We start from the raw sequence: 23,387 nt of genomic DNA on the forward strand, positions 1-23,387 counted from the left end.
ATGACCGAGACCACGACCCCTGCCGCGGGGGAGGAGCTGACGCGGCTGACCGCGGCGGCGATGGCCGACCGCCTCACCGCGGGCGAGCTCACCTCCGAGCAGCTGGTGCACGCCCACCTGGACCGCATCGAGCGGCTCAACCCCGTCCTGAACGCCTACCTGCGGGTCGACGCCGAGGGCGCGCTCGCGACCGCCCGCGAGGTGGACGCCGCCCGGGCCGGCGGCGAGCAGCTGCCCCGGCTGGCCGGCGTCCCGGTCGCCGTGAAGGACATCGCCTGCACCGAGGGCCTGGTCACCACGGCCGGGTCCCGGATGCTCGCCGCCTGGGTCCCGCCCTACGACGCGACCGTCGTGCGCCGGCTCCGCGAGGCCCGGATGCCGATCCTGGGCAAGACCAACATGGACGAGTTCGCGATGGGCTCCTCCACCGAGCACTCGGCGTTCGGCCCGACCCGCAACCCCTGGGACCTGGACCGGATCCCCGGTGGTTCCGGCGGCGGCAGCTCGGCCGCCGTCGCCGCCTACCTGGCGCCGCTGGCCATCGGCTCCGACACCGGCGGCTCCATCCGCCAGCCGGCGGCCGTGACCGGCACCGTCGGCGCCAAGCCCACCTACGGCGGCGTGAGCCGCTACGGGGTCATCGCGCTCGCCTCCAGCCTGGACCAGATCGGCCCCTGCGCGCGCACCGTCACCGACGCCGCGCTCCTGCACGAGGTCATCGGCGGGCACGACCCGATGGACTCCACCAGCATCGACGCCCCGGTCCCGCCGGTGCTCGAGGCGGCCGGGACCCGCGACCTGACCGGGCTGCGGGTCGGGATCGTGTCCGAGCTGACCGGAGAGGGCTACCAGCCGGACGTGCAGGCGCGGTTCGACGAGGCGGTGGCGCAGCTGCGGGAGGCCGGCGCCGAGGTCGTCGAGGTGTCCTGCCCGCACTTCCGCTACGCGCTGCCGGCCTACTACCTGATCCTGCCCAGCGAGGCGTCCTCCAACCTGGCCCGCTACGACGCGATGCGGTACGGCCTCCGGGTGCACCCGGAGGGGGTGGACCGGCCCAGCGCCGAGCAGGTGATGGCCGCCAGCCGCGACGCCGGCTTCGGCGACGAGGTCAAGCGCCGCATCATCCTGGGGACCTACGCGCTGTCGGCCGGCTACTACGAGGCCTACTACGGCCAGGCCCAGAAGGTGCGCACCCTGATCGCGCGCGACTTCGAGGCCGCCTTCGAGCAGGTTGACGTGCTCATCAGCCCGACCGCGCCCACCACGGCCTTCCGCATCGGGGACAAGGCCGAGGACCCGATGGCGATGTACCGCAACGACATCGCCACCATCCCGGCCAACCTGGCCGGCGTGCCGGGCCTGTCGGTGCCCGCCGGCATCGCCGGCGACGGGCTGCCGGTGGGAGTGCAGCTCCTGGCCCCCGCGACCAGCGACGAACGGATGTACGCGGTGGGCGCCGCCCTCGAGGCCCGGCTCGCCGCACAGTGGGGCGGCTCCGGGTCGGTCCTGGACCGGGCGCCGGACGTCTCGGCCCTGGTCGACGCCTTCGCCACGACCGCCAGCTCCGCCGACCGCGAGGTGACCGCATGACGACCACGAGCACCGGCACCCCCGCCCGCGTGGTGGACTTCGACGACGCGGTCGCCCGGTTCGACCCGGTGATGGGCCTGGAGGTGCACGTCGAGCTGAGCACGGCCACCAAGATGTTCTGCGGATGCGCCACCACCTTCGGCGCCGACCCCAACACCCAGGTGTGCCCGGTGTGCCTGGGCCTGCCGGGCGCGCTGCCGGTGGTCAACGAGGGTGCGGTGGAGTCGGCGGTGCGCATCGGGCTGGCCCTGAACTGCCGGATCGCCGACTGGTGCCGGTTTGCCCGGAAGAACTACTTCTACCCGGACATGCCGAAGAACTTCCAGACCAGCCAGTACGACGAGCCGATCGCCTTCGACGGCTACCTGGACGTGGAGATCCCCGGCGCCGGCGACAGCGGAGAGCCGCCGGAGGTCTTCCGGGTCGAGATCGAGCGGGCCCACATGGAGGAGGACACCGGCAAGTCCACCCACGTCGGCACCTCCGGGCGCATCCACGGCGCCGACTACTCCCTCGTCGACTACAACCGCGCCGGCATCCCCCTCATCGAGATCGTCACCAAGCCGATCACCGGCGCCGGGGAGCGTGCCCCCGAGGTCGCCCGCGCCTACGTCGGGGCGCTGCGGGACCTGCTGCGGGCGCTGGGGGTCAGTGACGTGCGGATGGAGCAGGGCTCGCTGCGCTGCGACGCCAACCTCTCGCTGCGGCCGCGCGACGACGCCGCACAGCAGTCGGTGCCCTTCGGCACCCGCACCGAGACCAAGAACGTCAACTCGCTGCGCTCGGTCGAGCGCGCCGTGCGCTACGAGATCTGCCGGCACGCCGCCGTGCTGGACGCCGGCCAGGCCGTGGTGCAGGAGACCCGTCACTGGCACGAGGACACCGGCATCACCACCGCCGGGCGCCCCAAGTCCGACGCCGACGACTACCGTTACTTCCCCGAGCCGGACCTGGTCCCGGTCTCGCCGTCGGCGGAGTGGGTCGAAGGGCTGCGCGCCACGCTGCCCGAGCCCCCTGCCCAGCGGAGGCGCCGGCTGCAGCAGGACTGGGGCTACTCGGACCTGGAGATGCGCGACGTGGTCAATGCCGGCGCGGTCGAGGTGATCGAGGACACCGTGGCCGCCGGGGCCACCCCAGCCGGGGCACGCAAGTGGTGGACCGGCGAGCTGGCCCGCCGCGCCAACGCCGAGGGCCGGGAGGTCACCGACTTCGGTGTCACCCCGGCGCACGTCGCCGAGCTGGACGGGATGGTCGGCGAGGGCCGACTCAACGACTCGATGGCCCGGCAGGTGCTCGAGGGCGTCCTCGCCGGGGAAGGGACCCCCACCGAGGTGGCCGACGCCCGCGGGCTGCGGATGGTCCGCGACGACTCGGCGCTGGAGGAGGCCGTCGACGCGGCGATCGCGGCCAGTCCCGACGTCGCCGACAAGGTCCGCGGCGGGAAGGTGCAGGCCGCCGGCGCCCTCATCGGCCAGGTCATGAAGCAGATGAAGGGCCAGGCCGACGCCGCCCGTGCCCGTGAGCTCATCCTGGAGCGGCTGAGCCCGCCGGAGTGAGCCCTCGGGCGCTCCCGCGCCGACCCTCCGGGGCGCGTCACGAACTCGTTGTCCAACCGTGACCGCGCCGTGACCCACCCGGCCGGCCCCCGCTGTCACGCTGGTCACCGGCCAGCAGGTGGGCCCGAGGGGCGGGCTCGCCGGGAGGAGGGGCAAGCATGGACGTCCGATCAGTCCTCACCACGACCCTGGAGACCGTGACCGCGGTGCCCCCGGAGCAGGCCGCGGCCGTGCTGGGCGGCGGCACCCTGCTGCTGGCGGGCCTGCTCGTCCTCGGGGAACGCTTCCACCGCCGCCACCACTGAGCCCGCGGGTTCTACGGTAGCGGCGTGTGGGAACTGATCGGGATCACGCCGCTGGGAGCGCTGGCCGTCGTCGTGTCGGTGCTCGGCATCTACGCGACCGTGCTGTGCCTGGTACGGGTGCTCGGGCAACGCTCGGTCGCGGCGCTGTCCGGGTTCGACCTCGCCGCGATCATCACCTTCGGGTCGGTGTCCGGGCGGGCGATCCTGGGGCACTCGCCGACGCTCGCCGGCGGCGTCATCGCGCTCGTGACACTGTTCACCGTGCAGGCCCTCGTCGGGCAGGCCCGACGCACCCGCGCCGGTGACCGCGTCGTCACCAACCAGGCGCTGCTGCTCATGTCCGGTCACGAGGTGGTGCAGGAGAACCTGGACCGGGCCCACATCGTGACCCCCGAGCTGCACTCGCGGCTGCGGCTGGCGGGGGTGCGGACGCGCTCGGAGGTCGCAGCGGTGATCCTGGAGCGCAGCGGCGCCATCAGCGTCATCCGGCGCGGGGAGCCGATCGAGGCAGCGCTGCTGGCCGACGTGCGGGGCGCTGACCTGCTGCCGGCCAGGCTGGTCAGCGGTCGCGCCGAGCCGCGGTCGCCCGCCCCGGACCCCGCCGCGGCGCCGGAGCGCACCGGGACGGTCCCGAAGGAGCGGCCCCGCTAACGTGGCGGCCGTGACCGTCGTCTCTGTCCCGACCATGTTCGCCGACCTGCTCGGGCCGATCAGCGGCGCCGACATCCTCAGCTGGGACATGACCGAGGCGCCCGAGCGGGCGGACGAGATCGAGCTCGTCGTCGTGCCACCGTTCGGCGCCCGGTGGCTGCGCCGGCTGGAGGAGCTGCCCGCGCTGCGGGCCGTCGTCACCGCGACCGCCGGCTACGAGCACGTGCAGCCCCACCTGCCACCCGGGGTGGTCCTCGCCAACGCCGTCGGCGTCCACGACACCGCCACCGCCGAGCTCGGGCTGGGACTGCTGATCGCCGCGCAGCGTGAACTGCCCGACATGGTGCGCGCCCAGGACCGCGGGGAGTGGCTGGCGCCGCGGGTGCGCCGCTCGCTCGCCGACTCCCGGGCCCTCGTGCTCGGGTACGGCGGGGTCGGGCGTGCCCTGGCGGCCCGGCTACGGGCCTGCGAGGTGACGGTGACGGCCGTCGCCAGCCGTGCCCGCGCCGGTGACGACCACGTCGAACGGGTGCACCCGATCGACGCGCTGCCCGCGCTGCTGCCCGACCACGACGTGCTGGCCGTCACCCTCCCGCTCACCGAGGACACCCGCGGCCTGGTGGACACCGCCGTACTCGCGGCGTTGCCGGAGGACGCCCTGGTCCTCAACCTGGGCCGCGGAGCGGTGGTCGACACCGACGCGCTGCTGGCCGAGCTCACCGCCGGCCGGCTGCGGGCCGCTCTGGACGTCACTGATCCCGAGCCGCTCCCGCAGGGACACCCGCTGTGGTCGGCCCCCGGCGTGCTCGTCTCCCACCACACCGGTGGCAGCAGCCGGGCGTTCCCCAGCCGGGGGGCCGCCTACGTGCGCCGCCAGCTGGAACGCTACCTGGCGACCGGCTCCGTCGACCACGTCGTCGCCAGCGGCCCCCGGCGCGCGCTGGCCGAGGAGGCGTGAGGGCGTGACCGCCGCCGAGACGCCCCGCCGGGTGGTGCTGCTGCGCCACGCCAAGACCGAGCAGTCCAGCCCGGACCACGACCGGGAGCTGACCGACCGCGGCTGGGCCGACGCCGCTGCGGCCGGGCGCTGGCTGCTCAGCAGCGAGCTGGTGCCCGACCTCGTGCTGTGCTCCACGGCCACCCGCGCCCGGCAGACCTGGGAGGGGGCGGCCGGCGCGGGCGACCGGCTGCAGCAGGCCGAGGTGTGGCCGGAACGGGCCATCTACCAGGCCCACCCGGCCGACCTGCTCGACGTGCTCAGGGGCGCCCCCGACGACGCGGCGACGCTGCTCCTCGTCGGCCACCACCCGGGGGTGGGCAGCCTGGTGGCCGGGCTGGCCGACCCCGAGGCCTCGCGGCCGGCGCTGCTGCAGGCCGTGCAGCGAGGTTTCCCCACCTGCACGCTCGCGGTACTCGAGCCCGCTGGCCGCGCCTGGCCGGACCTGGCGCCGGAGTCGGCGCGGCTCGTGGAGCTCTACCGGGCCCGCGGCTGAGCGCGCTGCGCCAGCCAGGCCCGCAGGTGCCCCGGCCGGTCGGTGATCAGCCCTGTCACGCCGCGACGGTGCAGGCCGTCCCAGGACCTCGGCGTGTTCACCGTGTAGGGCAGCACCCGCAGCCCGAGCGCGCGCAGCCGCTCCACGCCGGGACGGTCGGCCAGCAGCGGCAGCGCGGCCGGGTTGCAGGCGACCAAACCGAGCCCGGTGGCGACCTCGGCCGCGTCGCGCGGCACCCGGGTGACCAGCAGCCCGCGTGCCACGCCGGGCTCCGCCTGCCGCGCCCACGCCACCACGGCCCGGTCGAAGGACTGCACGAGCACCTGCTCGCCCATCCCGGCCAGTCGTACCTCCCGCAGCACCCGGGAGACGGCCACCCGGTCCATCGGCGGCTTCAGCTCGAGCAGCATCGGCACTCCCGCCTCGCGTAGCAGCCGCAGCGCGGCCGCCAGGGTCGGCACCGGCGTCCCGGCGAAGGCGGTCCCGAACCGGCTCCCGGCGTCGACGTGGGCCAGCTGCTCGCTGGTCAGCGCGCCGACCGGGCCCCGGGCGGTGGTGGTGCGGTCCAGGGTGGCGTCGTGCAGCAGGACCGGCACGCCGTCTGCGGTGAGGCGCACGTCGACCTCCACCATGTCGGCCCCGAACGCCACCGCGCGGGCCAACGCCGGCAGGGTGTTCTCGGGCGCGCTGGTGGGGTCGCCGCGGTGGGCCACGACCAGCGGCCCAGGCGCCGAGTCCAGGGTGTCGAGCAGCGGCCTGGCGGCGAGGGAGGGGCGGGTGCGCTGGGCGGTGAGGACCGGCTCAGGTGCAGGCACGCCCCCTGCCTACCGCTCCAGGGTGGCCGTGCGGTGACGACTCGCTGACGACGAGGCGACGGGCCGACGACGCGGTCGTGGCGCCGCTACGGTGGGGCCGCAGGAGGTGAGCGATGAGCCAGAGCGACGCGGTGCCGACGGTGACCGGTCTGGTTCCGGCAGGGCAGGACCCCGGGGTGGTGCGCGACGCCCTGGTCGGGGTGCTCGGGTTCGGGCCGGTGCTGGCGGCGCACGCGCTGAACGTGCGCGACCGAGGGGTGGAGGTGCTGGTGGGGGTGCCGGCCGAGGGCCGGGTCGTGGCGCGGGTCGCGGAGGAGGGGCTGACCAGGCTCGACCCGGCGGACCTGGTGCGCCGGGCCGAGATCCTGGTCGTGGAGCCGGCCGGTGACGGGATCGACACCGCGCTGCTGGCGGGGATGCCCCCGGGCCGGGCGCTGGTGCTGGCCGACTCGACCGGGTTGCCCCCGCCCGAGCAGCTCCCGGGCGGGGTGGACGTGCTGCTGGTGCGTTCCGTCGCCGACCCGGAGCGGCTGCGGCGGGAGTCCGTCGACGGCCGGCCGCCGCCGGTGGTCGCGGCCGTGCACCGGGACGCGACCGGCCACGCCGAGGAGGTGCTGGCCGGGTACACGGCGGCACTGGGGTGCGCCCTCCCCGGCGTGGTCCGCACCACCCTGGAGCACGACGTCCGCGCGCGGGCGTTCGCCGGTGACGTCGTCCACGACGGGGTCCGGCAGCTGCTCGAGACCGGCTTCGAGGTGCTGACCGAGCAGGGGGTCGAGCCAGCGGTGGCCTACCTGGCGGTCGTGCACGAGCTGCAGGAGCAGCTCGCGGCCGTCGGGGTGAGCGGCTTCGCCTCCGCACACGGCCCCGACGGGGGACTGCACCGCCCGCCGCTGTGGCAGGGCCAGGAGCTGCGGGCCCGCCTCGAGGAGGCCTGGCGCGGGTACCGGCCGGCGGGCGGACGGCCTGCCGAGGAGGCCGTCCCGGGGTCGCGTGCCGCGGCGCGGCGGGCCGCCCACCCGCTGGAGCAGACCGGTCGTCGGGTGCGCGCAGTGATGGGGTGGGTGCGGGCCTGAGCGGGCGCGGTAGCGTGTCGCCCACACCCAGCACCGTTGCCGGCCAGGAGGAACCATGAGCACGCAGGCCACCACGTTCGCCGTCGAGCAGCGCGCCGACCGCGCCCCGGCTGAGCGGGTGGCCGAGGTCGTGGCCAACCCGGCGTTCGGGGCCGTCTTCACCGACCACATGGCACTGGTGGACTGGGACGCCAGCCACGGCTGGAGCAACCCGCGGATCACCGGGTACGGCCCGCTGTCGCTGGATCCCTCGGCGGCGGTGTTCCACTACGGCCAGGAGATCTTCGAGGGGATGAAGGCCTACCGGCACCCGGACGGGACGGTGTGGACCTTCCGGCCGGAGGCCAACGCGGCCCGGTTCGCCCGCTCCGCCGCGCGGCTGGCGCTGCCGCAGCTGCCCGAGGACCTGTTCCTCGCCTCGCTGGAGGCCCTGGTCCGGCTGGACGAGGCATGGGTGCCGCCGGCCGGCACCGGCGAGACCAGCCTCTACCTGCGGCCGTTCATGATCGCCACCGAGCCGTTCCTGGGCGTCCGGCCGAGCCGGCAGGCCACCTACTGCCTCATCGCCTCCCCGGCGGGGGCCTACTTCGCCAGCGGCCTGAAGCCGGTGAGCATCTGGCTGTCGGAGGACTACGTGCGGGCTGCGCCCGGCGGCACCGGCGCCGCCAAGTGCGGCGGCAACTACGCCGCCTCGCTGGCGCCGATGACCCAGGGGCTGGAGCACGGCTGCGAGCAGGTGGTCTTCCTGGACGCCATCGAGCACCGGTGGGTCGAGGAGCTGGGCGGCATGAACCTGTTCTTCGCCTACCGGGACGGCACCATCGTCACCCCCGAGCTGACCGGGACGATCCTGGAGGGAGTGACCCGCTCCTCGGTCATCGAGCTGGCCCGCGAGCGTGGCCACGAGGTGGTGGAGCGCCGCTACAGCATCGACGAGTGGCGCCAGGACGCCGCCTCCGGCGAGCTGGTGGAGGTGTTCGCCTGCGGCACCGCGGCCGTCATCACCCCGGTGGGGCGGCTGGTGTGGACCGGCGGCGAGGTCACCACCGGCGACCCCGGCCAGGCCGGTGAGGTCGCCGAAGGGCTGCGCAACGCGCTGCTGGAGATCCAGTACGGCAACGCCGAGGACACCCACGGCTGGATGCACCGCCTGGTCTGAGCCCGACCCGGCCGAGGCGTGGTGGCGGCGAGGCCTGCCTCGCGCGTGCCAACCCGCTCCACGGCTGACGCCGCTCAGCCGGTGGCGGGCTGCTCCGGTAGCGGTGCCAGCGCGGCGAGCAGCTCCCGGCGCAGCGCGTTGCTGCGCTCGCTGAACGCCCGCTGCGCCGCTGCGTACTCGGCCCGGCCCTCCGGGGTCTCGATCGGGACCGGCTGGTAGCCGAGCTCGGTGAGGTCGTAAGGGGAGGCGCGCATGTCCAGCTCCCGGATCTCCCGGGCCAGCCGGAACGCCCGCAGCGTCAGCTCGCTGGGCACCGCGGGAGCCAGCTTGAACGTCCAGCGGTACACGTCCATCCCGGCGTGGAGACAGCCCGGCTGCTCCATCGCGACCTGGCCCTCGCGCGTGGGACGCAGCCGGTTGCGCGGCACCGCCTCGGCGGTGAAGAACCGGGTGGCGTCGAAGTGGGAGCAGGCCAGCGGCAGCGCCTCCACGACCGCGTCGGTGCCCTCCTCGCCCAGCCGCAGCGGCCAGCTCGGGTGCCGCCGCTCCCCGCCGGCGCGGTACACCATGGCCCACTCGTGCAGCCCGAAGCAGCCGAACCGGCCCGGACGCTCCAGCGTGGCCCGCAGCAGCCGCCGCACGAACGCCACCGCCCTGCCGCGCCGGCGCACGAACTCCGCAGCGTCGACCGCCGCCGTCGCATCCTCCACCCGGTAGCACGGCCAGCCGGCACGCTCGGCCGCCCCGGCGAGCCGGACGCCCAGGCCCGGGTGCCAGCGGGCCAGCTGCCCGGGCCGGTGGTGGTAGTAGTCGAACAGGAAGTCCTCGACCGGGTGCGCCCGCCCCTCCCGGCGCCGGCGCAGCCGGTCGGCGGTCAGCTGCTCGACCGCCGCGGCGTGGGCGCGTTCGAGGGGGCGCCACTCCTGGGGCTCCCACCGCTCGGACGACTGCTCCCGCCGAACCTGCGCTGTCTGCACCCCTCTAGTGTGGGGCCATGCGGATCTGCAGGTTCACCACGGGTGAGGAGCCGGCGTTCGGGCTGGTGGACGGCGCCGGGAAGAAGATCGCCGAGATCTCCGGCGACCCGCTCTACACCAGGATCGAGCTGACCGGGGCCACCCACCTAATCGAGGACGTCCGGCTGCTGGCGCCCGTCATCCCGCGCAGCAAGGTGGTCGGGATCGGGCGCAACTACGCCGACCACGCCGCCGAGCTGGGCAACGAGGTTCCCGAGCAGCCACTGATGTTCCTCATCCCCAACACCGCGGTCGTCGGCCCCGGGGACCCGGTGGTGCTCCCGGAGATCACCCAGGAGGTGTCGTTCGAGGGCGAGCTGGCCGTGGTGATCGGCCGGATGTGCAAGGACGTCGCCGCCGAGCAGGCCCAGCAGGTCGTGTTCGGCTACACCGTGGCCAACGACGTCACCGCCCGTGACCTGCAGCGCGGTGACGGCCAGTGGGCCCGCGCCAAGGGCATGGACGGCTTCTGCCCGCTCGGGCCGTGGGTCGAGACCGAGCTGGACGTCACCGACCTGCGACTGACCACCCACGTCGACGGGGAGCTGCGCCAGGACGGCACCACCGCGGACATGGTCCACGGGGTAGCGGCCCTCGTGGAGCACGTCTCGGCGGCCTTCACGCTGCTGCCGGGCGACGTGATCCTGACCGGCACCCCCGCCGGGGTGGGCCCCGTCGAGGACGGCCAGGAAGTCGAGGTCGAGGTGGAGGGCATCGGGGCGCTGCACAACCGGTTCGTCCGCGCCCGCGGCTAGCCTGCGGCACGTGAGCGACAGCCCCATCGGCATCTTCGACTCCGGGTTCGGCGGTCTGACGGTCGCCCGGGAGGTGCTGGACCAGCTGCCCCAGGAGCAGGTGCTCTACCTGGGCGACACCGCCCGTGCGCCCTACGGGCCGCGGCCGGTGGCCGAGGTGCGCCGCTACGCCCTGGAGTGCCTGGACCGGCTGGTCGACCACGGGGTGAAGGCCCTGGTGATCGCGTGCAACTCGGCGTCGGCGGCGATGCTGGCCGATGCCCGGGAGCGCTACGACGTACCGGTGGTGGAGGTGATCCGGCCGGCGGTGCGGCAGGCGGTGGCGACCACCCGCTCCGGCAGGGTGGGGGTGATCTCCACGGCGGCGACCCACCAGAGCCGGGCCTACCTGGACTGCTTCGTCGCGGCCCCGCCGCACCTGCAGGTGCACAGCCAGCCCTGTCCCCGGTTCGTGGAGTTCGTCGAACGCGGCGTCACCAGCGGACCGGAGGTGCTCGACGCGGCACGGGAGTACCTCTCCCCGCTGCAGCGCGCCGAGATCGACACCCTCATCCTCGGCTGCACCCACTACCCGCTGCTGACCAGCGCGCTGCACTACGTGCTCGGTGACGGGGTCACCCTGGTCTCCTCGGCGGAGGCCACCGCGGCCGAGCTGTTCCGGGTGCTCACCGACGCCGGGGTGTTGCGCAGCGAGGCCGAGGGGCCGCCGACGCACCAGTTCCTCACCACCGGGGAGCCGCACCGCTTCACGCCGCTGGCGCGCCGCTTCCTCGGCCCGGAGGTCGAGCAGGTCGGCCGCGCCTACGTCGGGAGGCCGGGGGAGTGAGCAGGCTGACCGTGGTGGGCTGTGCCGGGTCGTTCCCGGGCCCGCAGAGCCCGGCGAGCTGCTACCTGCTGACCGCCGAGCACGAGGGCCGCACCTGGCGGGTGGCCCTCGACCTGGGCAACGGTGCGCTCGGGGCGCTGCAGCGGTACGCCGACCCACGTGAGCTGGACGCCGTCGTCCTCAGCCACCTGCACCCGGACCACTGCCTCGACCTGACCAGCCTCAAGGTGGTGCTCAACCACGCCCCGGGCAGCGGGGGGACGCCGGGAGCGGACCGGTTGCCGGTGCACGGGCCGGCGGGCACGGCCGAGCGGCTCGCGCGCGCCTACGGGGTGGCGGCCGCCGAGGACGTCACCGACGTCTACGACGTGCGGGAGGTGGCCGACCGGGAGCCGTTCGAGGTGGGGCCGTTCCGGATCACCCCGGTGCGGGTCGAGCACCCGGTCACCGCCTACGGCTACCGGGTCCTGGCGCCGCACGGTCGCACCCTGGCGTACACGGGGGACACCGACAGCTGCCCGGCGCTGGCGCCACTGCTGCGGGACGCGGACCTGGCGCTGATGGACGCCGCCTTCCTGGAGGACCGCGACACCGGCCGTGGCGTCCACCTGACCGCCCGCCGGGCCGCGCAGGCCGCGGTCGAGGCGGACGTGCGGCGGCTGCTGCTGACGCACATCCCGGCCTGGAACGACCGGGAGGCCACCCGGGCAGAGGCCGCGCGGGTGTGGCCGGGCGAGGTCGAGCTGGCGGAGCCCGGAGGGGCCTACGATTGGTAGTGCCATGGCCTCCCGTGCGCCGGCCGCGCTCGCCGGGATCGCCGCCGGGGCCGTCACCGTCGGGGCGGCCGAGCTGGCGGCGGTCGCTCTGGCGCGCACCGTCGGCACCGACGGTGAACCCTCGCCGGTGCTGGCGGTCGGGGCCGGCTTCGTCGACCTGACCCCGCCCTGGCTGAAGGACCTGGCCGTCTCCTGGTTCGGCACCGCCGACAAGGTCGCCCTCTTCGTGGGCATGGCGCTGACGCTCACCCTCGTCTGCGCGGTGCTCGGGGAGGTCACCGCGCGGCACCGGCGGCTGGGGCCGCTGTGCTTCCTGCTCGTCGGAGCCGCCGGCGCCGCGGCGGTGCTGGTCCGCCCGGACGCGACGCCGGCCGATGTGGTCCCGACGGCCGCAGCGACCGCGCTGGGGCTGGTGGTGCTGCTGGGGCTCTGTCCTCGCCACCGCCGCGGGCAGCCCGCGGCTGCCGGCGAGTCCGTCGTCGGGGGTGCGGGGGCCGGGTCGACCCCGTCCCGACACGACCGGCGGCAGGTGCTCGAATGGGGGCTGGGACTGACGGTCGTCGGGGTAGCGGCGCTGGTCGCCGGCCGGGTCTGGGGGCAGGCGGGTGCGGCCGCCCGCCGCGCCCGGGAGGCGCTGCGGATCCCGGAGCCGGTGCGTGCGGTGGCGGTCCCCGCGGAGGCGAGCCTGCAGGTGCCGGGCGTCAGCGGCTACCTGACGCCGAACGACGAGTTCTACCGGATCGACACGGCGCTAGCGGTGCCACAGGTAGACCCGGGACCGTGGCGGTTGCGGGTGCACGGCCTCGTCGAGCAGGAGGTGGAGCTGAGCTTCGACGAGCTGCTCGAGCAGCCGCTGGTCGAGGCCCTGGTCACCCTCACCTGCGTGTCGAACCAGATCGGTGGGTCCCTGGTCGGCAACGCGCTGTGGACCGGGTGGCCGGTGCGGGAGCTGCTGGCGCGGGCCCGGCCGCTGCCGGAGGCCGACATGGTGCTGTCCACCAGTGCCGACGGCTGGAGTGCCGGCACGCCGCTGGAGGTGCTGGCCGATGACCGGGACGCGCTGCTGGCCGTGGCGATGAACGGCGAGCCACTGCCGGACCGCCACGGGTTCCCGGTCCGGATGGTCGTGCCCGGGCTCTACGGCTACGTCTCGGCCACCAAGTGGGTCGTTGACCTGGAGGTCACCCGGTTCGACCAGGCGCAGGGCTACTGGACCCCCCGTGGCTGGGCCGAGCGCGGCCCGATCAAGACCGCCTCCCGCATCGACGTCCCGCGCGAGGGCGACTCGGTCTCGCCCGGTGAGCAAGGGACGGTGACGGTGGCGGGTGTGGCGTGGGCGCAGACCCGCGGCATCACCGCGGTCGAGGTCCGGGTCGATGACGGCGACTGGCAGCAGGCCACGCTGGCGGCCGAGCCGAGCGTGGACTCCTGGCGGCTGTGGCGCTGGGAGTGGCCGGCGGAGCCCGGGGAGCACACCCTCACCGTGCGCGCCACCGACGGCACCGGCCGCCCGCAGACCGAGCAGGTCGCCCCGCCCGCGCCCGACGGCGCCAGCGGGTGGCACTCGGTGCGCGTGTCGGCGGCCCGCTGACCGCACCGGGGCCGCCAGCGCCGCCACGAGGAGTGAGATCCGGCCCGGTCCCCCCGTCTCGGGGCGTGGCCGGCGCGCGCGTCCGGCTCGCTAGCCTGGGCCCATGACGACCTCCACCGACGGACGCCGGCACGACGGACGAGCCCCACACGAGCTGCGGGAGGTCCGGCTGACCCGGGACTGGCTGGACCACGCCGAGGGCAGCGTGCTGGTGGAGTTCGGGCGCACCCGGGTGCTGTGCGCGGCGTCCTTCACCGAAGGGGTCCCGCCGTGGCGCCGGGGCAGCGGGCTGGGCTGGACGACGGCGGAGTACGCGATGCTGCCGCGGGCGACCCACACCCGCAGCGCCCGCGAGTCCGTCAAGGGCAGGCTCGGGGGACGCACCCACGAGATCTCCCGGCTGGTGGGCCGCAGCCTGCGTTCCGTGGTCGACCTGTCGCTGCTGGGGGAGAACACCCTGCACCTGGACTGTGACGTGCTGCAGGCCGACGGAGGCACCCGGACGGCGGCGATCACGGGCGCGTTCGTCGCCCTCGTGGACGCGGTCGAGACCGCCCGCCGGCAGGGCGTCATCCCGGCCGGCACCGAGCCGATCACCGGGTCGGTCGCCGCGGTCAGCGTGGGTGTCGTCGGCGGCGAGGCGGTCCTGGACCTGGACTACACCGAGGACGTCTCGGCCGACACCGACATGAACGTGGTCATGACCGGCGACGGCCGCTACGTCGAGGTGCAGGGCACGGCCGAGGGGGAGCCGTTCGACCGGGAGCTGCTCGACGTCCTCCTCGACCTGGCCGCCGACGGCTGCGCCGAGCTCACCGCCCGGCAGGAGGCAGCGCTGGGGGCCGACGACGTGGCCGGGAGCGACGCGCACGAGGCCGGGGCGGACCTGCCGTGACCTCACCAGAGGAACAGGCCGGCGAGGGGCGTCCGCGGCTGGTGCTGGCCACGCGCAACGAGCACAAGGTCCGGGAGCTGACCGACATCCTCGCCGGCGTGCTGGCCCGTATCGACCGGGAGCTGGTGGGGGTCAGCGCCTTCCCCGACGTGGCTGAGGTGGTGGAGTCCGGGGTCACGTTCGCCGAGAACGCCCTGCTCAAGGCCCGTGCCGTGGCCGCGGCAACCGGACTGCCCGCGCTCGCCGACGACTCCGGCCTGGCGGTCGACGTGCTCGGCGGCAGCCCCGGCGTCTTCTCCGCCCGCTGGTCGGGGACGGGCGGCACCCGGGCGGAGCGGGACCGCGCCAACAACGCGCTGCTGCTCGCCCAGCTGACCGACGTGCCCGAGCAGCACCGGGGCGCGGGCTTCGTGTGCGCCGCCGCGCTGGTGCTGCCCGACGGGACCGAGGTGGTCCGGGAAGGCACCGTCCGCGGCCGGCTCGGCCGCGAGCCGGCCGGCGAGGAGGGGTTCGGCTACGACCCGCTGCTGCGACTGCCCGAGGGGCGCACGCTGGCCCAGCTGTCCCCGGCCGAGAAGCACCGGATCTCCCACCGCGGCGAGGCGTTCCGGGCGCTGGGCCAGGACCTGGAGCGGCTGCTCGCGCGCTGACCGGGCACACTGACCTCGTCCCACCGACGCCAGCACCCACCACCGAGAGGCACCAGCAGATGGCACACCAGTGGCGCGGCGTGATCCGCGAGTACGCTGACCGGCTCCCCGAGCACGTGACCCGCGCGGTGGTGACGCTGCGCGAGGGTGGCACCCCGCTGATCCCCGCTGAGCACCTCTCCGAGCTGGTGGGCGCGCAGGTGCACCTGAAGTACGAGGGGCTCAACCCCACCGGCTCGTTCAAGGACCGCGGGATGACCACGGCCATCTCGGCCGCGGCCGAGGTCGGCGCCGAGGCGGTGATCTGTGCCTCCACCGGCAACACCTCGGCCTCGGCGGCGGCCTACGCCACCAAGGCCGGCATGCGCTGCGGGGTGCTGGTGCCCGAGGGGAAGATCGCGATGGGCAAGCTGTCCCAGGCGATCGCGCACGGCGCCACCCTGCTGCAGGTCGAGGGCAACTTCGACGACTGCCTGACGCTGGCCCGCAAGCTGGCCGAGTCCTACCCGGTCGAGCTGGTCAACTCGGTCAACCCGGACCGGATCCAGGGCCAGAAGACCGCCGCGTTCGAGGTGGTGGACGCGCTCGGCGACGCCCCCGACATCCACTGCCTGCCGGTGGGCAACGCCGGCAACATCACCGCCTACTGGCAGGGCTACGGCGAGTACACCACCGACGCCGAGCAGCCCGGGCCGGCCACCCGCCGGCCGGTCATGTGGGGGTTCCAGGCCGCTGGCGCGGCCCCGATCGTGCTGGGCCACCCGGTGGACGAGCCGGACACGGTGGCGACCGCCATCCGGATCGGCAACCCTGCCTCCTGGCGGCGCGCCGAGGCCGCCCGGGACGAGTCCGGTGGCCTCATCGACGCGGTCACCGACGAGGAGATCCTGGCCGCGCACCGGCTGCTGTCCAGCCGCGAGGGCGTCTTCGTGGAACCGGCCTCGGCCGCCTCGGTCGCCGGGCTGCTCAAGCAGCACGCCGCCGGCGCGGTGCCCGCTGGCGCCCGCATCGTGTGCACCGTCACGGGGCACGGCCTGAAGGACCCGCAGTGGGCGCTGCGCAACGCCGACGGCTCCGACGTCGAGCCGGTGCGGGTTCCGGTGGACGCGGTCACCGCCGCCCGGGCCCTCGGGATGGAGGGCTGAGTGGCCCTGGGCCAGGAGCAGCAGGTGCCGCCGGCGGGGGCCAGCGCTCGCGTCAGCGTGCCGGCCAGCAGCGCCAACCTCGGCGCCGGCTACGACTGCGTGGGGCTGGCGCTGGGACTGCGCGACGACTACGTGCTGACCGTCACCGACCGGCCCGGACTGGTGGTGGACAACAGCGGTGAAGGTGCGGACCGGCTGTCCCGGGGGGAGGACCACCTGGTGGCCCGCGCGCTACGGGTCGGCTGGGAGTCCTGCGGGCTGCCCTGGCTGGACGGGCTGGCGCAGCACGGCCGGGGACTACGGCTGCGCTGTGACAACGCGATCCCCATGTCGGCCGGACTGGGGTCCTCGGCCGCCGCACTGGTCGGCGGGCTCGGGCTCGCGCACGCGCTGGTCCGCGACGGCGCGCTCACCGACGACGACCGGACCCTGGTCAACACCCAGGCCGGGCTGCTGGAGGGGCATCCCGACAACGCCTCGGCGAGCGTGTACGGCGGGATGACGCTCTCCTGGCTGCCCTCGGAGCGGGCCGTGCGAAGCGTACGGCTGGAGGTGCACGAGGACATCGAGCCGGTGGTGCTGGTGCCGGAGGGGGAGCGGCTGTCCACCCGCACCGCCCGGCAGGTGCTGCCGCCGCACGTGCCGCACAGCGAGGCGGTGCGGCAGGCCGGCCGCGCCGCGCTGCTGGTGCACGCGATGACCGTTGACCCCTCGCTGCTGCTGGACGCCACCCAGGACTGGCTGCACCAGGAGTACCGCAGGCGGGCCTACCCCACCACGATGGCGGCCGTGGACGGGCTACGAGCCCAGGGTCACGCGGCGGTGGTGTCCGGGGCCGGTCCCACGGTGCTGGTGCTGGCTCGTGCCGCCTGGGCCGAGCAGGTCGTCGACGAGGTCCGCGGGTGGGGCCCTGGCTGGCGGTCGCTGCGCCCCGGGGTGGCCCGGGACGGGCTGACCGTCAGGCCAGTCCCGAGCGCCGTGTGAGGCGGCACGCCCGAAGCAACTGGGGAAACCCGCGCCGGGTGGCCGGCCGGCGCAGCCAGCCGTGCGGGTCGTCACCGGCGAGAGCGGCGCCGTGCGGGTCCGGCAGCCGCCCAGCCAGCCAGGACACCACCTGCTGCTGCGGGCCGAGCGGCAGTGGCTGCCCGGCCTGGCCGAGCAGCCCGTGCCGGGAGTCGTAGACCTGGGCGCCGTTCAGCACCGCGCCGCCCTCGGCCCGGCAGGACGCCCCGGGCGGCAGCAGCACCCGGCGGTAGTTCGGCTCGGTCCGGTCCACCAGCCGCAGCTGGAGCTCGTCGAGCCAGGTGACGACGACGGGCGACACCGCCCCGCGGGCCGCGGCGAACGGCGCCGCCGGGACGTAGCCGCCGGCGCTCGCGTGCGCGGAGTGGCCGACGCCCAGCCCGTGGACCACGGCACGCACCATCGGCAGCCCGCGGCGCAGGTGGCTGCCCAGCTTGCGGGCCAGCACGGCGGGGGCGGCGTTGGAGCCCACCGCCACGACCGGCACCCGCCGGGTGAGGTCATCGGGCTCGGGCGGTCGGGCGCGGAGCCCAGCCGGCATGAGCACCCCGCTGCGGGCGGCGACGGGCCAGGGGTAGCCGGCCGGGTGCGGGTAGGTGGCAGCCGCCGCGAGTGGCGGTAGCACGGCGGTCACCGTGGTGCGGGGTCGAGGGTCGCCCACCCGACGGATCGTACCCAGCAGCCGGCCACCTGGACCGGTGGCGCTCGTCGGCGTGGGCCGCCACGCGGGTGCACCGCAGCGCCCCGTAGCCGACCATGACATGACCGAGGGTGCGCTCGGCGGGACTCGAACCCGCATGCCGTGAGGCACAGGAACCTAAATCCTGCGTGTCTACCAGTTCCACCACGAGCGCCTGCGGCCCCGATGCTACGTCGGCCCCGGGACGCGCCGGGAGCGCCTGCTCACTACGCCACGTCGAGCGCCTTGGCCAGCGAGGCGACGTGGCCGGTGGCCTTGACGTTGTACCGGGCCAGCTCCACGGTCCCCTGCTCGTCGACCACCACGGTGCTGCGGATGACGCCGGTGACGGTGCGGCCGTAGCTCTGCTTCTCACCCCACGCGCCGTAGGCTTCCAGCACCTGCCGGTCCTCGTCCGACAGCAGCGGGAACGTCAGCGACTCCTGCTCGGTGAACGTCACCAGCTTCTCGGGGGAGTCGGGGGAGATACCGAGCACGGCGTACCCCGCCTGCTGCAACCGGGCGAGGTTGTCGCGGAAGTCGCACGCCTGCGTGGTGCAGCCCGGGGTCATCGCCGCCGGGTAGAAGTAGATGATCACCTTCTGCCCCGCGTAGTCGCTCAGCGAGACCTGGTTGCCCGCAGCGTCGGACAGGGTGAAGGCTGGCGCGGGCTGGCCGGGTTCCAGACGTGGCATGGTTCTCCTCATCACGAGATCGAGCGCGGTCTGGGTTATCGTCTCAGGGCAGTGACCACGCAGCCGCCCCGACCTCCGGGAAGGACACCAGATGGCTGAAGAGACGTCGCCCCGATCCGTCGCCGAGATCGAGGCCGACCTGGACGCGACGCGGGAGCGGCTCGCTCGCTCCGTGCAGGAGTTGGCTTCCCGCGTCAGCCCGGCCGAGCTGAAGCGCAAGCAGAGCGAAGCGGTCCGCGAGAAGGTCAACGAGACGTTCTACACCCCGGCAGGTGACCTGCGCTACGAGGTCGTGGCCGGCATCCTCAGCGGCGTGTCTGCGGTCGCGCTGCTGCTCGGCGGCGCCCGACGGCTGTTCTACAAGGGCTGACGCCTCGGTGCCGAGCATGGGCCGCCTGCCGATCCGGATGCTCCACGACCGGCTGCTCGTATCCGCCGAGGACCAGGGAGAGCGCCGCTCCGGCGGCGGCATCGTCATCCCCGCCACCGCCAGCGTCGGCAAGCGACTCGGCTGGGCCCGGGTCGTGGCCACCGGCCAGCACGTGCGCCAGGTCGAGGTCGGTGACCGGGTGCTGTACGACCCGGAGGACAAGGCCGAGGTGGAGCTGGGGAGCAAGGACTACCTGTTGCTGCGCGAGCGCGACCTGCACGCCGTCGCCGCCGAGCGGGTCGAGGACGCCGGCACCGGTCTCTACCTGTGATCGTCGACCAGGCGCTCTACCGGCACGGGCGCCGGCAACCAGCCCCGGACGATAACGACGCGCTGCCGGCCCTGGCCTCGGCCGACAGCCAGGCCTTCGTCTGGATCGGGCTCAAGGACCCGACGGGCGAGGAGATGACCACGATCAGCAGCACGCTGGACCTGCCGTCGCTGGCCGTGGAGGACACCCTGCACGGCCGGCAGCGGGTGAAGATCGAGCAGTACGGCGACGTCACGTTCGCCGCGCTGCGGACGCTGCGCTACGTCGAGGCCACCTCCGACATCGAGACCGGTGAGGTGATGGTCTTCGCCGGCCCCCGCTACGTGCTCACCGTCCGGCGCGGCGACCTGGCCCCGCTGACGGGGGTGCGGCGCCGCCTGGACCAGGACCCGGAGCTGCTGGCCCGCGGCGGGCCGCTGGCGGTGCTGCACACCGTGATCGACACCATCGTGGACACGTACCTGGACATCGACGACGAGGTCCAGCAGGACCTGGAGGAGATCGAGGCCGACGTCTTCGCCGGCGCCAACGCGGTGCACTCCGGAACGATCTACCGCCTCAAGCGGGAGGTGCTGGAGTTCCGTCGCGCGGCTGAGCCGCTGGTGTCCTCCGTCGGCTGGCTCATCGGGTCGCGCGGCCCCGTGGCCTCGGAGGAGCTGCGGCTGCAGTTCCGCGACGTCACCGACCACCTGCAGCGCATCGTCGACCACATCGAGAGCTACGACCGGCTGCTCACCGACGTCCTCAGCGCCCACCTCGCCCAGGTCTCGGTGCAGCAGAACAACGACATGCGCAAGATCTCGGCCTGGGTGGCGATCGCGGCGGTGCCCACCCTGCTGGCCGGGATCTTCGGCATGAACTTCACCCACATGCCGGGGCTGGAGTGGACCTATGGCTACCCGGTGGCGCTGGCGGTGATGGCCACCCTGTGCTTCGTGCTGTACCGGCTGTTCCGCCGGTCCGGCTGGCTGTAGCGGCTCCGGCCCGGCGCCGTCCCGGCCGGGTGGCGGGTCACCCGGCGACGGCGCTGCGGCCGGCGACGAAGGCGTCCACGCAGCGGCGCACGTCCTCCTCGGAGTGGGCCGCCGACAGCTGCACCCGGATCCGGGCCTTGCCGCGCGGCACCACCGGGTAGGAGAAGGCAATCACGTAGACGCCGTGCTCGAGCATGGCGTCGGCGATCTGGGTGGCCTGCCTGGCGCCATCCTCACCGGGGAACATGACCGGCACGATCGCGTGCGAGCCCTCCAGCAGGTCGAACCCGGCCTCGGCCATCAGGTCCCGGAACAGCCCGGTGTTGCGCCGCAGCGCCTCCCGCTGCTCGGCGGACTCGCGGGCGATCTCCAGCGCCTTGAGCGAGCCGGCCACGATCGAGGGGGCCACCGCGTTGGAGAACAGGTAGGGCCGGGCGCGCTGCTTGAGCAGGTCCACGACCTCCTGGCGGGCGGCCACGTAGCCGCCGCTGCCGCCGCCGAGCGCCTTGCCGAACGTGCCGGTGAGGATGTCGACCCGGTTGTGGGTCTCCGCTGTCGTGTCCAGCACGCCGCAGTGCTCGTGGGTGCCACGGCCGTGCTCGCCGACGAAGCCGGTCGCGTGCGAGTCGTCGACCATCACCAGCGCGCCATACTCGTCGGCGAGGTCACAGATCTCGGCCAGCGGGGCGTAGTAGCCATCCATCGAGAACACTCCGTCGGTGACGATGACGGTGCGGCGCGCGCCGCCCTCGCGGGCGTCCTCCAGCTGGGCGCGCAGGTCTGCCATGTCGCGGTTGCGGTACCGGAACCGGCGCGCCTTGCTGAGCCGGACCCCGTCGATGATCGAGGCGTGGTTGAGCTCGTCGGAGACGATCGCGTCCTCGGGCCCGAACAACACCTCGAAGATGCCGCCGTTGGCGTCGAAGCAGGAGGGGAACAGGATGGCGTCCTCGGTGCCGACGAAGTCGGCGATGGCCCGCTCCAGCTCGCGGTGCTGGGTCTGGGTCCCGCAGATGAAGCGCACCGAGGCCATCCCGAAGCCCCACCTGTCCAGCGCCTCCCGGGCCGCCGCCCGGACGTCGGGGTGGTCGGCCAGCCCGAGGTAGTTGTTGGCGCAGAAGTTGAGCGCCTCGGCCCCTTGGGTGGTCACGTGCGCCGACTGCGGGGAGGACAGCTCCCGCTCCACCTTGTAGAGGCCGGCCTCCCTGATCTGCTCCAGCTCCTGCGCCAGCTGCTCCCTGACTGCCTCCATCATGCGCCTCCTCAGCTCCAGTCCATGATGACCTTGCCGCACTCGCCCGAGCGGGCGGCTGCGAACGCGTCCTGCCAGTCCTCGGCGGGCACGCGGTGGGTGATGACCGAGCGCACCCGCTCCCGCAGCGTCTCCGACGTCTGCATCATGAAGGTCATCCGGTACCAGGTGTCGTACATCTCCCGGCCGTAGATCCCCTTGATGGTCAACATGCGGGTGATCACCGGGCCCCAGTTGATGCCGAACGGCTCCTTGGGGATGCCCAGCATCGCGATCTTGCCGCCGTGGGTGCAGTTCTCGATCAGCTCGGACATCGCGGTGGGGGAGCCGGACATCTCCAGGCCGACGTCGAAGCCCTCGGCCATGCCCAGCCGCTCCTGCACCGACTCGATCCGCTCCCGGGCCACGTTGACGACGTGGTCTGCGCCGACCCTGCTGGCCAGCGCCAACCGGTAGTCGGACACGTCGGTCACCACGACGTAGCGGGCGCCGATGTGGCGGGCGATCGCGGTGGCCATCACGCCGATCGGGCCGGCGCCGGTGATGAGGATGTCGTTGCCGGAGACCTGGAACTGCAGCGTGGTGTGGACGGCGTTGCCGAGCGGGTCGAAGACCGCGCCCAGGTCGGCGTCGATGATGTCCGGCTGCACCCAGACGTTGCTGTGCGGCACGACGACGTAGTCGGCGAAGGCGCCGTCCCGGTTGACGCCGAGGCTGGAGGTCTGCACGCACATCTGCTGACGCCCGGCCCGGCAGTTGCGGCACACCCCGCAGACGACATGGCCCTCGACGGAGACGTACATGCCCTCCGCGAGGTCGTACTTGCCTCCCTGGCTGGGGACGCCGGGTCCCAGCTCGACGATCTGGCCGTAGAACTCGTGCCCGACCGTCAGGGGCGGACGCAGCATGGAGGCCGCCCAGTCGTCCCACGCCTCGATGTGCAGGTCGGTGCCGCACAGCCCGGCGCGCAGCACCCGGATCTTGACCTCCCCGGGTCCTGGCTGCGGCTCGGGCACCTCCTGCAGCTCGAGTCCGGGCGCGGCGGTGGGCTTCACGAGAGCACGCATGACCGCCATCCTGACGCAACCGTCTCGATTTCATCGAGGGGGTTCCCCGGTGCTAGTGTTCTCGGCTGTTGCGCCATTAGCTCAATTGGCAGAGCAGCTGACTCTTAATCAGCGGGTTCGGGGTTCGAGTCCCTGATGGCGCACCCCCAACAGGCCCCGCCGGCACCAGCCTGGCGGGGCCTGTCCGCGTCCGGGGGCCCGGGGCAGGTAACGCGGCCAACACGCCAGGCCGCGCGGCCAACACGCCAGGCCGCCGCGTCACTGCTGCTCGGCGTCACTGCTGCTCGGCGTCCCGCTCGTCCGGCAGCACGCGGCGGTCGGACTCGCCCTCCAGCTCGGCCAGCGCCCGCGCCGCGTAGGCAGCCAGCCGCTCGCGCTCCTCCGGGCTGATCCGGTCGCTGCGGCCGAACGTCGCGCCGGCCGGCAGCTGCACCAGCGAGGCGGGCCGCGCCGGGCGCTCGCGGTGAGCGAGCACCTCCGGGGGCTCCTGGCCCCGCGGGGCGGTGGGGTCGTCGGTCAGCGTCTGCTGCTGCTCCCGCGGCTCGTCTCCACCGGTGCTGTTCTGTCGCAGCTTCCCGGCCGGGGAGTCCGGCGCGGATGGGGTCGGGTCCTCGGTCGTCATCACCCCAGCATCACCCCGGCCGCCCGTGCGGTCCACCGGGGTGCCACCGGCGTGTCCCGGCGGCGCGGTCCGCGG

Annotated in this window: 26 protein-coding genes and 2 tRNA genes; 20 read left to right on the forward strand and 8 right to left on the reverse strand. The window is 74.2% G+C overall.

Annotated features, from left to right (window positions below; all coding sequences use genetic code 11):
• The 6 genes from gatA (at position 1) to GFJ45_RS03570 (ending at position 5,595) form a co-directional block, all read left to right on the forward strand.
• Entirely contained in the window at positions 1 to 1,590 is a 1,590-nt protein-coding gene (gene gatA, locus GFJ45_RS03545) for an Asp-tRNA(Asn)/Glu-tRNA(Gln) amidotransferase subunit GatA (RefSeq protein WP_153394220.1), read from the forward strand.
• Positions 1,587 to 3,146 carry an Asp-tRNA(Asn)/Glu-tRNA(Gln) amidotransferase subunit GatB gene (gene gatB / locus GFJ45_RS03550; protein ID WP_153394222.1) on the forward strand — a complete coding sequence of 520 codons (1,560 nt, stop codon included), beginning with the start codon at positions 1,587 to 1,589 and terminating at the stop codon, positions 3,144 to 3,146. Before gatA ends, gatB begins: the two co-directional genes overlap by 4 nt.
• Positions 3,147 to 3,304: 158 nt before the next feature.
• Entirely contained in the window at positions 3,305 to 3,451 is a 147-nt protein-coding gene (locus tag GFJ45_RS03555; RefSeq protein ID WP_153394224.1) for a hypothetical protein, read from the forward strand.
• 24 nt (positions 3,452 to 3,475) lie between these two features.
• Positions 3,476 to 4,102, forward strand: a complete 627-nt coding sequence (locus GFJ45_RS03560) for a DUF421 domain-containing protein (RefSeq protein WP_153394226.1) — start codon at positions 3,476 to 3,478, stop codon at positions 4,100 to 4,102.
• A gap of 10 nt (positions 4,103 to 4,112) precedes the next feature.
• Positions 4,113 to 5,060, forward strand: coding sequence for a 2-hydroxyacid dehydrogenase (locus GFJ45_RS03565; RefSeq protein ID WP_228386435.1), 948 nt, complete (start codon positions 4,113 to 4,115; stop codon positions 5,058 to 5,060).
• A 4-nt stretch (positions 5,061 to 5,064) separates the two neighbouring features.
• Positions 5,065 to 5,595: a SixA phosphatase family protein gene (locus GFJ45_RS03570; protein WP_194288505.1), complete on the forward strand. Its 531-nt coding sequence runs from the start codon at positions 5,065 to 5,067 to the stop codon at positions 5,593 to 5,595.
• Here the strand turns inward: GFJ45_RS03570 and GFJ45_RS03575 are convergent.
• On the reverse strand, positions 5,577 to 6,410 hold the full coding sequence (locus GFJ45_RS03575; RefSeq protein WP_153394230.1) for a glycerophosphodiester phosphodiesterase: 834 nt from the start codon (positions 6,408 to 6,410) through the stop codon (positions 5,577 to 5,579). The genes GFJ45_RS03570 and GFJ45_RS03575 overlap by 19 nt on opposite strands.
• Before the next feature lie 113 nt (positions 6,411 to 6,523).
• On the opposite strand from GFJ45_RS03575, the gene GFJ45_RS03580 reads away from it, so the two are divergent.
• Positions 6,524 to 7,486: a ketol-acid reductoisomerase gene (locus tag GFJ45_RS03580; RefSeq protein WP_153394232.1), complete on the forward strand. Its 963-nt coding sequence runs from the start codon at positions 6,524 to 6,526 to the stop codon at positions 7,484 to 7,486.
• A gap of 55 nt (positions 7,487 to 7,541) precedes the next feature.
• Entirely contained in the window at positions 7,542 to 8,645 is a 1,104-nt protein-coding gene (locus GFJ45_RS03585) for a branched-chain amino acid aminotransferase (protein WP_153394234.1), read from the forward strand.
• Between the two features lie 74 nt (positions 8,646 to 8,719).
• On the opposite strand, the gene GFJ45_RS03590 is transcribed toward GFJ45_RS03585, so the two are convergent.
• Positions 8,720 to 9,622: a 3-methyladenine DNA glycosylase gene (locus GFJ45_RS03590; RefSeq protein ID WP_153394236.1), complete on the reverse strand. Its 903-nt coding sequence runs from the start codon at positions 9,620 to 9,622 to the stop codon at positions 8,720 to 8,722.
• A gap of 17 nt (positions 9,623 to 9,639) precedes the next feature.
• On the opposite strand from GFJ45_RS03590, the gene GFJ45_RS03595 reads away from it, so the two are divergent.
• The 8 genes from GFJ45_RS03595 to thrB all read left to right on the forward strand — a co-directional run bounded on the left by GFJ45_RS03595 (position 9,640) and on the right by thrB (position 17,283).
• Complete coding sequence (locus GFJ45_RS03595) at positions 9,640 to 10,416, forward strand: fumarylacetoacetate hydrolase family protein (RefSeq protein WP_153394238.1); 777 nt, start codon at positions 9,640 to 9,642, stop codon at positions 10,414 to 10,416.
• Between the two features lie 10 nt (positions 10,417 to 10,426).
• Positions 10,427 to 11,242 (forward strand): glutamate racemase, encoded by an 816-nt coding sequence (murI, locus tag GFJ45_RS03600; RefSeq protein ID WP_153394240.1) that lies wholly within the window; start codon positions 10,427 to 10,429, stop codon positions 11,240 to 11,242.
• The gene (locus GFJ45_RS03605; RefSeq protein WP_153394242.1) at positions 11,239 to 12,018 is read left to right on the forward strand and encodes an MBL fold metallo-hydrolase; all 780 of its coding nucleotides are present in this window, start codon (positions 11,239 to 11,241) and stop codon (positions 12,016 to 12,018) included. The genes murI and GFJ45_RS03605 overlap by 4 nt, the downstream gene beginning before the upstream one ends.
• 4 nt (positions 12,019 to 12,022) lie before the next feature.
• Positions 12,023 to 13,609 carry a molybdopterin-dependent oxidoreductase gene (locus GFJ45_RS03610; RefSeq protein WP_153394244.1) on the forward strand — a complete coding sequence of 529 codons (1,587 nt, stop codon included), beginning with the start codon at positions 12,023 to 12,025 and terminating at the stop codon, positions 13,607 to 13,609.
• Positions 13,610 to 13,712: 103 nt separating this feature from the next.
• Positions 13,713 to 14,504 (forward strand): ribonuclease PH, encoded by a 792-nt coding sequence (gene rph, locus GFJ45_RS03615; RefSeq protein WP_153394246.1) that lies wholly within the window; start codon positions 13,713 to 13,715, stop codon positions 14,502 to 14,504.
• Positions 14,501 to 15,154: an RdgB/HAM1 family non-canonical purine NTP pyrophosphatase gene (gene rdgB / locus GFJ45_RS03620; protein WP_194288503.1), complete on the forward strand. Its 654-nt coding sequence runs from the start codon at positions 14,501 to 14,503 to the stop codon at positions 15,152 to 15,154. The genes rph and rdgB overlap by 4 nt, the downstream gene beginning before the upstream one ends.
• Positions 15,155 to 15,213: 59 nt before the next feature.
• Entirely contained in the window at positions 15,214 to 16,299 is a 1,086-nt protein-coding gene (gene thrC / locus GFJ45_RS03625) for a threonine synthase (protein ID WP_153394248.1), read from the forward strand.
• A complete protein-coding gene (thrB, locus tag GFJ45_RS03630; protein WP_228386437.1) occupies positions 16,300 to 17,283 on the forward strand; it encodes a homoserine kinase in 984 nt (327 codons plus the stop codon).
• On the opposite strand, the gene GFJ45_RS03635 is transcribed toward thrB, so the two are convergent.
• The 3 genes from GFJ45_RS03635 to bcp form a co-directional block, all read right to left on the reverse strand.
• On the reverse strand, positions 17,258 to 17,983 hold the full coding sequence (locus GFJ45_RS03635) for a hypothetical protein (protein ID WP_153394250.1): 726 nt from the start codon (positions 17,981 to 17,983) through the stop codon (positions 17,258 to 17,260). The genes thrB and GFJ45_RS03635 overlap by 26 nt on opposite strands.
• Positions 17,984 to 18,094: 111 nt before the next feature.
• Positions 18,095 to 18,176 (reverse strand) — tRNA-Leu (locus tag GFJ45_RS03640).
• Between the two features lie 52 nt (positions 18,177 to 18,228).
• Positions 18,229 to 18,696, reverse strand: a complete 468-nt coding sequence (gene bcp / locus GFJ45_RS03645) for a thioredoxin-dependent thiol peroxidase (protein WP_153394252.1) — start codon at positions 18,694 to 18,696, stop codon at positions 18,229 to 18,231.
• Between the two features lie 91 nt (positions 18,697 to 18,787).
• Between bcp and GFJ45_RS03650 the strand changes: the two genes are divergently transcribed.
• The 3 genes from GFJ45_RS03650 to GFJ45_RS03660 are packed head-to-tail and all read left to right on the forward strand — an operon-like array spanning position 18,788 to position 20,371.
• Entirely contained in the window at positions 18,788 to 19,066 is a 279-nt protein-coding gene (locus GFJ45_RS03650; RefSeq protein ID WP_153394254.1) for a DUF3618 domain-containing protein, read from the forward strand.
• 16 nt (positions 19,067 to 19,082) lie between these two features.
• Positions 19,083 to 19,397 carry a GroES family chaperonin gene (locus tag GFJ45_RS03655; protein ID WP_153394257.1) on the forward strand — a complete coding sequence of 105 codons (315 nt, stop codon included), beginning with the start codon at positions 19,083 to 19,085 and terminating at the stop codon, positions 19,395 to 19,397.
• Positions 19,394 to 20,371, forward strand: a complete 978-nt coding sequence (locus GFJ45_RS03660) for a magnesium and cobalt transport protein CorA (RefSeq protein WP_153394259.1) — start codon at positions 19,394 to 19,396, stop codon at positions 20,369 to 20,371. The genes GFJ45_RS03655 and GFJ45_RS03660 overlap by 4 nt, the downstream gene beginning before the upstream one ends.
• Positions 20,372 to 20,408: 37 nt before the next feature.
• Here GFJ45_RS03660 and GFJ45_RS03665 read toward each other — a convergent pair whose 3' ends face one another.
• Positions 20,409 to 21,626: a glycine C-acetyltransferase gene (locus GFJ45_RS03665; protein ID WP_153394261.1), complete on the reverse strand. Its 1,218-nt coding sequence runs from the start codon at positions 21,624 to 21,626 to the stop codon at positions 20,409 to 20,411.
• 8 nt (positions 21,627 to 21,634) lie between these two features.
• The gene (gene tdh, locus GFJ45_RS03670; RefSeq protein ID WP_153394263.1) at positions 21,635 to 22,690 is read right to left on the reverse strand and encodes an L-threonine 3-dehydrogenase; all 1,056 of its coding nucleotides are present in this window, start codon (positions 22,688 to 22,690) and stop codon (positions 21,635 to 21,637) included.
• 70 nt (positions 22,691 to 22,760) lie between these two features.
• On the opposite strand from tdh, the gene GFJ45_RS03675 reads away from it, so the two are divergent.
• Positions 22,761 to 22,833, forward strand: a tRNA-Lys gene (locus tag GFJ45_RS03675).
• A gap of 131 nt (positions 22,834 to 22,964) precedes the next feature.
• Here the strand turns inward: GFJ45_RS03675 and GFJ45_RS03680 are convergent.
• The gene (locus tag GFJ45_RS03680) at positions 22,965 to 23,312 is read right to left on the reverse strand and encodes a hypothetical protein (RefSeq protein WP_153394265.1); all 348 of its coding nucleotides are present in this window, start codon (positions 23,310 to 23,312) and stop codon (positions 22,965 to 22,967) included.
• Positions 23,313 to 23,387: the final 75 nt, after the last annotated feature.

The organism is Ornithinicoccus halotolerans (assembly GCF_009602535.1).
GTDB lineage: Bacteria > Actinomycetota > Actinomycetes > Actinomycetales > Dermatophilaceae > Ornithinicoccus > Ornithinicoccus halotolerans.